12 protein-coding genes and 1 pseudogene are annotated in these 10,570 nt (G+C 52.1%); 6 read left to right on the top strand and 7 right to left on the bottom strand.

From position 1 onward, the window contains the following. Positions 1–656: AraC family transcriptional regulator (locus tag RT340_RS10655; RefSeq protein WP_313375845.1), on the top strand; the 656-nt coding region annotated here is incomplete at its 5' end. Positions 657–659: 3 nt separating this feature from the next. Here RT340_RS10655 and RT340_RS10650 read toward each other — a convergent pair. Continuing rightward, positions 660–1,241: an XRE family transcriptional regulator gene (locus tag RT340_RS10650; RefSeq protein WP_313375843.1), complete on the bottom strand. Its 582-nt coding sequence runs from the start codon at positions 1,239–1,241 to the stop codon at positions 660–662. A 55-nt stretch (positions 1,242–1,296) separates the two neighbouring features. On the opposite strand from RT340_RS10650, the gene RT340_RS10645 reads away from it, so the two are divergent. Then, entirely contained in the window at positions 1,297–1,803 is a 507-nt protein-coding gene (locus RT340_RS10645) for an N-acetyltransferase family protein (RefSeq protein WP_313375841.1), read from the top strand. A gap of 102 nt (positions 1,804–1,905) precedes the next feature. Here the strand turns inward: RT340_RS10645 and RT340_RS10640 are convergent, their stop codons facing one another. Beyond that, positions 1,906–2,829, bottom strand: a complete 924-nt coding sequence (locus RT340_RS10640; RefSeq protein WP_313375839.1) for an AraC family transcriptional regulator — start codon at positions 2,827–2,829, stop codon at positions 1,906–1,908. Between the two features lie 97 nt (positions 2,830–2,926). Between RT340_RS10640 and RT340_RS10635 the strand changes: the two genes are divergently transcribed. From RT340_RS10635 to RT340_RS10625, 3 genes are all read left to right on the top strand, one after another. Further along, complete coding sequence (locus RT340_RS10635; protein ID WP_313375837.1) at positions 2,927–3,952, top strand: aldehyde reductase; 1,026 nt, start codon at positions 2,927–2,929, stop codon at positions 3,950–3,952. A 132-nt stretch (positions 3,953–4,084) separates the two neighbouring features. After that, positions 4,085–5,284 (top strand): FAD-dependent oxidoreductase, encoded by a 1,200-nt coding sequence (locus RT340_RS10630; RefSeq protein WP_313375835.1) that lies wholly within the window; start codon positions 4,085–4,087, stop codon positions 5,282–5,284. 455 nt (positions 5,285–5,739) lie between these two features. After that, entirely contained in the window at positions 5,740–6,936 is a 1,197-nt protein-coding gene (locus RT340_RS10625) for a cupin domain-containing protein (protein ID WP_160834286.1), read from the top strand. A gap of 38 nt (positions 6,937–6,974) precedes the next feature. On the opposite strand, the gene RT340_RS10620 is transcribed toward RT340_RS10625, so the two are convergent. Then, positions 6,975–7,436, bottom strand: coding sequence for a YlaC family protein (locus RT340_RS10620; RefSeq protein ID WP_313375833.1), 462 nt, complete (start codon positions 7,434–7,436; stop codon positions 6,975–6,977). A gap of 116 nt (positions 7,437–7,552) precedes the next feature. On the opposite strand from RT340_RS10620, the gene RT340_RS10615 reads away from it, so the two are divergent. Then, positions 7,553–8,095, top strand: coding sequence for a DUF924 family protein (locus RT340_RS10615; RefSeq protein ID WP_097119085.1), 543 nt, complete (start codon positions 7,553–7,555; stop codon positions 8,093–8,095). 225 nt (positions 8,096–8,320) lie between these two features. Here RT340_RS10615 and RT340_RS10610 read toward each other — a convergent pair whose 3' ends face one another. The 4 genes and pseudogenes from RT340_RS10610 to RT340_RS10595 form a co-directional block, all read right to left on the bottom strand. Further along, entirely contained in the window at positions 8,321–9,034 is a 714-nt protein-coding gene (locus RT340_RS10610; protein WP_313375830.1) for a winged helix-turn-helix domain-containing protein, read from the bottom strand. Further along, a pseudogene (locus RT340_RS10605) lies at positions 9,010–9,405 on the bottom strand (amino acid-binding protein). The gene RT340_RS10610 and the pseudogene RT340_RS10605 overlap by 25 nt, the downstream one beginning before the upstream one ends. Next, positions 9,398–9,715, bottom strand: coding sequence for an antibiotic biosynthesis monooxygenase (locus tag RT340_RS10600; protein WP_160834233.1), 318 nt, complete (start codon positions 9,713–9,715; stop codon positions 9,398–9,400). The pseudogene RT340_RS10605 and the gene RT340_RS10600 overlap by 8 nt, the downstream one beginning before the upstream one ends. A gap of 107 nt (positions 9,716–9,822) precedes the next feature. After that, positions 9,823–10,464 carry an HD domain-containing protein gene (locus RT340_RS10595; protein ID WP_313375828.1) on the bottom strand — a complete coding sequence of 214 codons (642 nt, stop codon included), beginning with the start codon at positions 10,462–10,464 and terminating at the stop codon, positions 9,823–9,825. Between the last annotated feature and the right edge of the window lie 106 nt (positions 10,465–10,570).

Here is a 10,570-nt window from a genome sequence, read left to right as displayed (position 1 = left end):
CGTTGCTGGCGATCTACATGCATCTTGATTTCAGTGTGGCGACAGCATTGTTGCTGGAACTAGAGCAACAGCAAGTGCCTTTCACGGCGAAAGCGGCGCAGAGCATGATGTCGAGTCCCATGGATCAGCCGCTACGTGATTCAGTGCTACGTTTCCTGACGGCTCTGAGTCATCCTTTGGATGCACAGATCCTCGGCCCCGCACTGGTGCGTGAACTCTATTATCGTGTGTTGACGGGTGCACAAGGTCAGGCACTGCGTGCCGCGCTGACGTTGCAGGGGCAATTCGGCAAGGTGGGTAAAGCGCTGCGTCATATTCATGCCTGCTATGCCCACACGCTCAATCTGGCGCAGTTGGCGGGTGAAGCAGGCATGAGCGTGCCGACATTCAGCGCGCATTTTAAAACCATCACCCAGCAGTCACCGATGCAATACGTGAAATCGGTACGCTTACATCAGGCGCGAATGCTGATGGTGCGTCAGGAGATGACGGCGGCCTCGGCGAGCCTTGCGGTGGGTTATGAAAGCGCATCCCAATTTAACCGGGAATTCAAACGTCTGTTCGGGCTGCCACCGGCGGAGGAGATCAAGCGCATGCAGCGCAATTTCGCGGTGCCGCCTGCACAGCAGGCTTCTGCATATGTCTCTTCGCATTAGGGCTCACACAGTGGTTTTAAGCACCATTACCGCATAACAACAAATGTCATCAGTCGCATTGGTAAACACGCAATCCGTTGGATCGCCCAATTCCAGGCAATCACCGACGTTCATTTCAAACAGATTGTCGCCCTCCTGAAAGCGCAAAGTGCCTTCCAGCACCCAGATCAACTGACGACGTGAAAGGTAGGAAATCGCTGGCATTGGCACGTCAGTGTGCGGAGGGAGCTCTACACTCACGACATCCAACGGGATATCGCCAGGTGAAATATGGCGGCGAATGTAGCCCGTTTCCGGATCCTGCCACACGGGTTGTTGTGCATGGCGCAGCAACGTCCCGGGTTGAACTTCCGTGAGGGCGATGAGCTGCGACATGCTCATAGCAAACGAGCCGGCGAGGCGAGCGAGAGACGTCGCAGTTGGGCTGCTCTCACCCCGTTCTATTTTATGGATCATCGCCCGTGAAACACCGGACTGTTCTGCCAGGTCGGTTAAAGACCAGCCGCGCTTCTCACGTTCGATTTTAATGTTCTGACCAATGCGCGCATTGATGCCATCTTCTTTACTAGACAACTCATCTAACATAATGGATAACTACAATAGTAAACGAAACATCCACTATAGTGACGAGGCGGAAATCATGCAAATACGAGCAGCAGAAGAGAGCGATGCCGGGGCGATCGCGGACATCTACAACGACGCTGTACTCAACACCACCGCGATTTGGAATGAGAATACCGTGGATATTGCTAACCGCATCCAGTGGATGGCTGCACGCCAGGCCGCAGGGTTTCCGGTATTGGTGGCGATTCAGGAGCAAGCCGTCATTGGCTACGCCTCCTATGGTGACTGGCGTCCCTGGGACGGCTACCGACATACCGTTGAACATTCAGTCTATGTCCATAAAAACGGGCGCGGCCAAGGTGTGGGCGGCATGCTGATGACCGCCTTGATTGAGCGGGCGCGCGAGCAGGGCAAACATATGATGATTGCCGGGATTGAGTCAGAGAACAGCGCTTCAATCGCGCTGCATAAGAAGCTGGGCTTCAGTGATGGGGGGAGATTAAATCAGGTAGGCTGCAAATTTGGCCGATGGCTCGATCTGACCTTTTTGCAGCTTCAGCTTGATGCAAGGCCGCAGCCTTAACTTAAGGTTTCTGCAAAACGTATTCACTGGGTGAGCTGTCGATATCCTGCATGATCCGCGATACATGCTTGCGCATGCGATTACGTGCTAAGGCGGCGCCTTTTATCCCATCGAACGTTCAGCCAGTCGCCACGCTTTTGGCGACATTCCCGTCTCGCGTTTAAACGCATGGCTGAAGGCGCTTTCTGAAGTGTAACCCAGCGACTGCGCCACCACGGCCACCTGATCGGACTCCTCACGTAAGGCGCGTTCGGCTAATCGCATGCGCCATTGTGTCAGATAGGCAACCGGTGTCACACCCGCAACAGTTCGAAACTGCTGAGCAAAGGTGGTGCGTGACATGGCGCAGGCTTTTGCCAACTCTTCCAGATGCCAATTTCTTGCCGGATCGCCATGCATCAGTTGCAGCGCAGGCGCAAGACGCGCATCGCCAAGGGCTCGCAGCCAACTGGCGGGGAAAGCATCACAGGTTTGCAGATGAGCACGCAAAATCTGAATAAACAGCAGTTGCGCCAACTGTGACGAGGCCAGTTGCGAACCCGGCTGTGTGGTACGACGCTCTTGTACTAACTGGTCCAGTAACCAACGGAACGAGGCCGCTTGCGGAGAGGCGGCAGGGACATGAATCCATGGCGGCAAAACGTGCGTCAATAAACGGCCACTGGTGGGATTCAGCAGGACATGCCCACCGATATGCGCAAAATCATCCCCTTCACCAATGGGTGCATGAGGTTTTCCGGCACCGAAAAACACACTCATGGCATCAACCGGCTCTACGCCGGGCTCGCTGGACAGCACAAAGGCGCGTTTTGCACTCAGTAAACCAACATCGCCGGTTGAGAACAGAATTGGCCTGGCGCCGTCGTCAAACTGAACCCAGCATTGTCCTTTCAGGACGGCGAAAAACTTAATCTTCTCGGGCGCAGGGAAACGTAACGCCCAGCGCCCGCCCGCGCTAAAGCCTCCCGTCACCAGGGATTCCGCGTGGACGAATTTCAGGATGTCGGAAAAAGGGTCGTTTTGCATTTCCGTACTATCACGCAACTTACACGCACTATCAAGCATTCAAAATCCGGTCATGGCTGTTTACTCTGCTCAGTATCACAACAGCGAGGCATTTTTCATGACTAAAGAAACCGTTTTGGTGACGGGTGGTACCGGTTTTATCGCGCAACATTGCATTATTTCCCTGCTTAAACAGGGATACAGAGTGCGCAGGACGGTGCGTTCAGCCCAGCGGGAGAACGAAGTGCGACAACATCTCCAGCATGGAGGTGTAGAGCCAGGCGAAAACCTGACATTTGTCGTGGCAGATTTAATGGCCGATCAGGGTTGGGATGCGGCCACTCAAGGCTGTACTTATGTGTTGCACGGCGCATCACCTACACCATCCGGTGAGCAGGCCACCGAGGCCGATTGGATCAACCCCGCGATTGAGGGAAATTTACGCGTTCTGCGGGCGGCGAGGGATGCAGGCGTTAAACGCGTGGTGTTAACGTCGGCATTTGGTGCGGTCGGAGTCGGTCACGCGGCGGACTACCCGCGCCCATTTAAGGAGACGGACTGGACGAACCTGGACAGCGATTTATGGCCGTATCAACGTTCCAAAACCTTATCGGAACGGGCAGCCTGGGCATTTATTGAGAAGGAGGGGCGGGGTTTAGAGCTGTCAGCTATCAATCCCGTGGCTGTACTCGGACCTGTGCTGGGCGCAGACTACTCACACTCAACCCGGATTATCAAAGAGATGTTAGAAGGGCAGCCGGGTTGTCCTGATATCAACAGCTGTTTTGTGGATGTGCGGGATGTCGCCGATTTACACGTCATCGCTATGAAGCACCCAGCAGCCAGGGGGGAGCGATTCCTTGCCAGTTCGGGCCATAGTTTGCGTCTGGTCGAGGTAGCCCATACCTTGAAAACGTCACTGGGTGACGCCGCCCGCTGCGTATCAACGATCGAACTCACGGATGAGAGTGTGCAGGCTGCTGCAGATAAGAATCCAGTGATGATAGGGATGGTGAAATTGTTGGGGGTAGATATGAACGTCACGGCAGAGAAAGCGATGTCTGTGTTGGGCTGGCAGCCGCGCACACCCCAACAGGCAATTACCGCGACGGCCCAGAGCTTGATTGAGCTGGGTTTGGTCTAACACAACTAGCGTCTGCGGGCAGCATACAGTTATGTACTGACAGATACTGTGGCATTTATTCCCACCTAAACCTCAACACGATGCTATATAAATGATAACGATTATCATCAATTGCTTTATGCTGAGGTCAGGATGCAACCAACAGAACTCACCGCCGACTGTTGTATTATCGGCGGCGGACCAGCAGGATTAATGCTGGGTTATTTACTGGCGAGATCAGGATTAAGCGTCGTGGTGATTGAAAAACATCCCGACTTCCTGCGCGATTTTCGTGGCGATACCATCCATCCCTCGACGCTGGAGATCATGCGCCATCTCGGGCTGCTGGATGAGCTACTGACCTTACCGCATCAGAGAGCCGAAAAATTACAGGCAGAAGTGGCTGGTCAGGAGATCACGATGGCTGATTTCTCGCGCTTGCCGGTGCAGTGCCGCTTTATTGCCTTTATGCCGCAATGGGATTTCCTCAATTTTCTCGCGAGCAAAGCGGCCGCTTTTCCCGGCTTCACGCTCTTACAATCCACCGCTTTTGATGATTTGATCTATGCAGAGGGTATGGTATCGGGTGTTAAAACGTTACAGGGTAACGCTACGCGCCTCATTCATACCTCGTTGGTGATAGGCGCGGATGGGCGTAACTCGGAGGTACGTGCCAAAGCCGGATTGCAGAGTAAAAGCTTTGGCTCATCCCGTGATGTGCTGTGGTTCCGGTTGGGCAAACAGGGAAGCGATCCCGAATGGGGTATGGGCCACAAAGGGCCAAAGCAGAATTTCATTGTGATTGATCGCGGTGACTACTGGCAATGCGGCTACACCATCCAAAAAGGAGAGTTTGACGCATTAAAGCTTGCCGGTCTGGAGACGCTAAAGCAGGCTATGGCTGAAGTAGCGCCCTTCAGCGCTGAGCGCATGGCGGATCTCGACGGTTGGGACAAATTGAAGCTGTTGTCGATTCGCATTGACCGGCTGGATCAGTGGATGAAGCCCGGCGTGCTGTGCATTGGTGATGCAGCCCATGCGATGTCGCCGATTGGCGGCGTTGGCGTCAATCTGGCGATTCAGGATGCGGTGGCAGCGGCCAATTGCCTGACTCTTCCACTGAAAAAAGGCCATGTCACACTACGTGACCTGCAGAAAGTGCAACAGCGCCGACAGTTTCCCACCGTTGCCACGCAATTCCTGCAAATTAAAATGAGCAGTAATAAACGTAAGCGCACTACGCCGAGTAAAGTGCCGCAGATGATCAGCCGTTTCCCGTTCTTGCGCCATCTGTTCGGTCGTTTAATTGGTTTAGGCTTTCGAACTGAAAAACCAGAACATCTCAATGAGTAAGTTTGGCTTTCCAATCCTGAAACCTGCTTCCATTTATCCCGATGCCTCCAGCGGCAACAATAGATTCACAGAGCAGACAACAGTGGGTTGTCTGCTAACCCTCATCAAATTGCAGGTGGGTATAAGCGATCTGCTTGTCATTTGTAACATTTTATTAACTTTATGATGGGCTTTTGATAATTTTCTCTAATGGTTTTTTGGCTGAGTTAACCTCTTTGTGCCTTTTATTCATTTGGATGCGCGCCAGAACCTCAATGTTTAATCAACAATTTGTTTATTTTAACCTGTTGATGAGATTAGTTTCTGTCCTCGATTAAATCCTTGATTTGAAATGACTCGCACGCTGTTACATCGCAATACCACAGTTTCACTATGGTTAATGAGCTCTTTTAAGACCATAAGAAACTGAGGAAACAGCAGGTATGAAATTAGAAAACTTATCTCGTCGAACCTTCATGGCATTTGCAGCGGGTGGCACCGTGGCGCTGGCAGCGGGTAAAGTTCATGCCCACGAGGAAACAGTGGCCACTTACCCAGCAAACGATCTCCGCCATCCCCGCGACCCCGGTCCACACGATCCTATCCGTGAGGGGCTCAATCCCGATATTGTCGATCCACCCGCAACAGACAGCGGTACATTACCGAATCTGCGCTTCTCTTTTAGCGATGCGCATGTACGCAAAGGCAGCGGAGGTTGGACGCGGCAGGTGACACAACGCGAATTAGGGATTTCCACTACCATCGCTGGTGTAGATATGCGGCTTGATAATGGCGGCATTCGTGAACTGCACTGGCATAAAGAGGGCGAGTGGGCGTACATGCTCTATGGCAATGCACGTATCACTGCACTGGACACCCAAGGTGGATGGTTTGTGGATGATGTTGGCGTCGGTGACTTGTGGTATTTCCCGCCCGGTGTGCCGCACTCTATCCAGGGGCTCGGTCCCGACGGCTGCGAGTTTTTACTGGCCTTTGATAACGGTAACTTTGATGAGGACAGCACTTTCCTGCTTAGCGACTGGTTTAAACACATTCCGCCTGAAGTGCTCGCCAAAAATTTTGGCGTATCAGCGGACGTTTTCAACACGCTGCCATCACCGGCCGACGAGTATATTTTTGCCGGGAAAGCGCCGGAGGGCGGGGATTCTGCAGCTGTGAAAGGTGGCGTGAAATCTGTGCTGAATTTCTCGCATAAAATGCTGGCGCAAAAACCGATTACCCTGCCGGGTGGCACTGTACGCATTACCGACACCAGTAATTTCCCCATATCAAAAACCGTCGCCGCTGCATTGGTGGAACTTGAGCCCGGCGCTATGCGGGAATTGCATTGGCATCCAAACAACGATGAGTGGCAATACTATCTGGAAGGTGAAGGGCGCATGGGCGTTTTTGCCTCATCGGGGCAGGCTCGGACCTTCGATTTCCGCGCGGGTGATGTTGGCTATGTTCCTTTCGCCATGGGGCATTACATTGAAAATATCGGTGATAAGCCGCTGCGGTTTTTAGAATTATTTAAAAGCGATTACTACGCGGATATTTCATTGAACCAATGGTTAGCCAGTACGCCAGCAGATTTGGTGCGGCAGCATCTGCATCTGGATGATAAATTTATGCAGGCGCTGCAGTTTGCTAAGCATCCGGTGGTGAAATAGCATGGAAAGCGCGTCGCGGGAGCGGCGCGCAATAAGGTTTAACGCCTTAAACGATAGATAACAGCAAAGTACAGATAGCCTTTTCTGGCGCGCATCTCGTTTAGCCGTGTTTTTTCACTCTCGGTCAGAATGGCGCTGTCCAGCAGTTCATCGACAAAATCGTCCCGAACATGGACTTCCATATACCAGTCGCCGGTGTAGCAATTCTTCCAGGCACCTTTATCGATATCCTTCGCTTTGTACGACGGATTGACATGGAAGAAGAAGAAGAAATTACACACCGCAAAAATCAGAATGCAAACCACATATTCGATGGTGCCGAAAGAGTCGGAGTACAACAGCAGCGCCATGGTAAGAACAAACAGTATCCACATCAGGCTGAATAAACCGGGATAATTTTTGATAAAGGAGATATCAAAGTAGGGGCGGTCATTACGCTGCTCTTCTACGTTGATTCTATCCAGCTCGGTTTGTAGTCGCTCATCCAGTTGATTACTCATGCATTCACCTCAGTGGTTTCCTTATCCATACTGCGCCCGCGCGAGTCTAACAGATAACCACCACGATTTTAGCCTAACCTTGATGGTGATTAGGGGAATTATCTGTGGGGAAGAGAATGGAGTATGAAACCGTATTGGCATTCTGGTTTAACGCGCACCATGAAAGCTATTGGTTCAAACAGAATGACGGGTTTGATGAAGCGATACGAGATGGTTTTTATGATAACTGGGAAGCGGCTCGTCGCGGTGAGCTATCGGCCTGGCGGAAAGACATTCGGGGACGATTGGCAGAAATCATCGTGCTGGATCAATTCTCCCGCAATCTTCACCGGGACAGTGCTCTCGCCTGGCAGCAGGATGGCATGGCGCTATTGCTCGCGCAGGAAGCGGTGAAAACTCCGGGCTATGCGTCACTGAACCTGGATGAAAAAGGCTTTCTCTTGATGCCCTGGATGCATGCCGAGTCTCGTGTTATCCATCAACAAGCCGAAGTGTTGTTCGATGCGCTGAAAGGATCGTCTTACTATCAGAGTGAGTTAGAGCATCGGCAGATTATTGAAGTGTTTGGTCGCTATCCACATCGTAATCAGCGCCTAAATCGCCCATCAACGCCGGCAGAGCAAGCGTTTCTTAATGAGAGGAAACGCTCATTTTATTGACTCAACATCTGCCTCTGCTATTGGGATGGGGCATACATGGACAAAAAAAAGCCCGCTAAGCGGGCGGGGTAATTAAATCAAGGAAAAATTCTCGTAGGCAACGCATTGCTGTGTGTTGCGTCACTATATTAGCAACGATAAGTGGCCAGTACATAAAATGATCGATGATTAAATTTTGCTGATTTGATAAAGGTTATATTTGTGACGAGCGTGTTATTTTGATGTTTACAACTGCACGCAAAATAGGCGTTGAAGCGCCTTTTTCCCGGCTGGTGTGACATTTATCTCTCGATAGCCTGCCGTGCGGCTTAGCCACTGTTTATCAATTAGCAGACTAAGAAGCGCGGCTCCCGCTTCGCCACCGAGATGCATGCGGCGTTCACTCCAGTCGAGGCAGGCACAACAAGGTTTACGTTTACTACGAAGATTTCGCTTCATGCCGATGCTCTCTAACTGCTGCCGGCCTAAGGGGGTAAGTGCACTACCGTCGGCAACAACCCACTCGTTTTCTTGCATAAAACTGTATATCTCAACCGCCAGTTCACCTGCCAAATGATCATAACAGGTGCGGGCATGGCGCAGATGGAGGGGTGTAGCGGAAACCAGTGCTCGCTGTGGCTGCATCGATACCCCCATAAGGGTTTCAAGCAGGTGCGCAATATCGCTGCCCGCCAAACGGAAATAGCGATGGCGGCCCTGAGATAAACACGTGACAAGGCGGGCATCCAGTAGTTTGCCCAGATGTCCGCTGGTGGTGGAAGCGGCGATATCGGCGACGCCGCTTAATTCTGTGGCTGTCCAGGCACGGCCATCCATCAGCGCGCACAAAATGCTGACACGCGAAGGGTCGGCCAGAGCGGCAGCCACAGCAGACATCGCCTGCTGCAAGCCTTGTTCCGCCGTCTCATTGGTGATTATGGGGCTGCTACGGCTTGCCATGCGGCGGTTACCTCTGCTGCACGTTCAGGATTATCGGTAATAAGGATCAACTGGTTGTTGTGGTCACTGTATTGAAGCTGAATGTTAACGCCATTGCGTGCTAGCACGTCAGCAATTTCGCCAAGCTATCCTGGTCGATCCTGTTTCAGCTTGCGGATCAGCGGCTGTTGTACTGAAACCACCTGAAAACCGGCCGCCATTAGCACTTGTCTGGCTTGCTCCCCTTGCACAACTAAAAAATGCGCGTGACTTTGTTCACCCACCGTGAACACGCCGCCTCCTTCAAGTCCTACACCATGCTTGCCAAGGGTCAAACCTAATGCGGCTAACTCGCCTGGGACATTATTGAGCATCACGTGAATATCAAACATGTTGGCTTGCCTCGTGCGCGTATTCCCGCAGTACAGCGGCGATACGGATGTGGTAGAAAGAAAACAAGCTGTTTCGACCTTCCTGTTGAGCCTTTTGGTGCGAGATATTTCTCTTCCATGCCAGCACGGCCTCTTCGTTTTCCCAGTAGGAGAGGGACAGGATCTTTCCAGGATCGTTGAGGCTTGAAAATCGCTCTACTGAAATAAACCCAGGCAAACGGGTAAGTTGAGATTTCAGTTGTGCGGCGAGTTCAAGATAGCGGGCTTGGTGCTCAGGTTGGGTGCGTGCTTCAAACAGGACAGCAATCATGGTTCAGCTCCATCAGTCAGTGATGGCAGCAGTGTAGCGAGTGGAGATGAAGATGCTTCGGCGAACAACGAAGTATGGCGCAGCGCGAGTTCGCTGCGCCAGCCCACTCATCCCACCCAGCGAGACTGACGGATGACGCGACAAAAATTCATTGGTGAAAAACCAGGCTGCTTATCGGCAATGACATCGGCTTTAATATTGCCGAAGGTGGTATCAGGCTTGTTTTTAATCCCATCGTAGAAAGCCTGAATAATCTCCTCCTTAAATTGGGCTGGGCGTGGATGCTGTTCTACCACGGCTTCACGCTCCGCATCGCTGAAGTGATCATAGTTGATGCCCAATACATCCATTTCCACGCCAGCGGTGACTAACGCAATTTCCGGGGCCATAAATTGCGGAATGCCCGGGGTGGTATGCAGCGCAATCGCGGTCCAGACTTTATCGATATCGGCCTGCTCTACACCATACTGTTGCAAGAAATCGCGCGCCGCATTGGCGCCATCCACCTCAAAGCGTTTGTCGCAGCTGCAGTGTTCGTGCGTCAGGCCAACATCATGGAACATACAGCCGACATAAAGCAGCTCAGCATCCACCTTAAGATCTAAGCGGCGTCCTGCGAGTGCGCCCCAGTAATAGACGCGGCTGGAGTGGTGAAACAGCAAATCGGATTCGGTATCACGGACGAACGTCGTCGCGTCACGGGTCATTGCAGTATCGGGAATAGTGATGCCGTTAATGGAAAATATCATGGGAGGTTCTCCGCTCGGTTAAGTTGCAACCAGCTTAATGCCGAGGCAGAATGTCTTAAATAAGCTTTTGGCGACCTTTTAAGACATTAAGACTTTAACAGACGGG

The sequence above is a fragment of the Pantoea sp. CTOTU50773 genome, from assembly GCF_032082325.1.
Classification (GTDB): domain Bacteria; phylum Pseudomonadota; class Gammaproteobacteria; order Enterobacterales; family Enterobacteriaceae; genus Pantoea; species Pantoea communis.
Note: the sequence above shows the minus strand (reverse complement) of the source record. Positions and strands in the feature narration are given on the sequence as shown.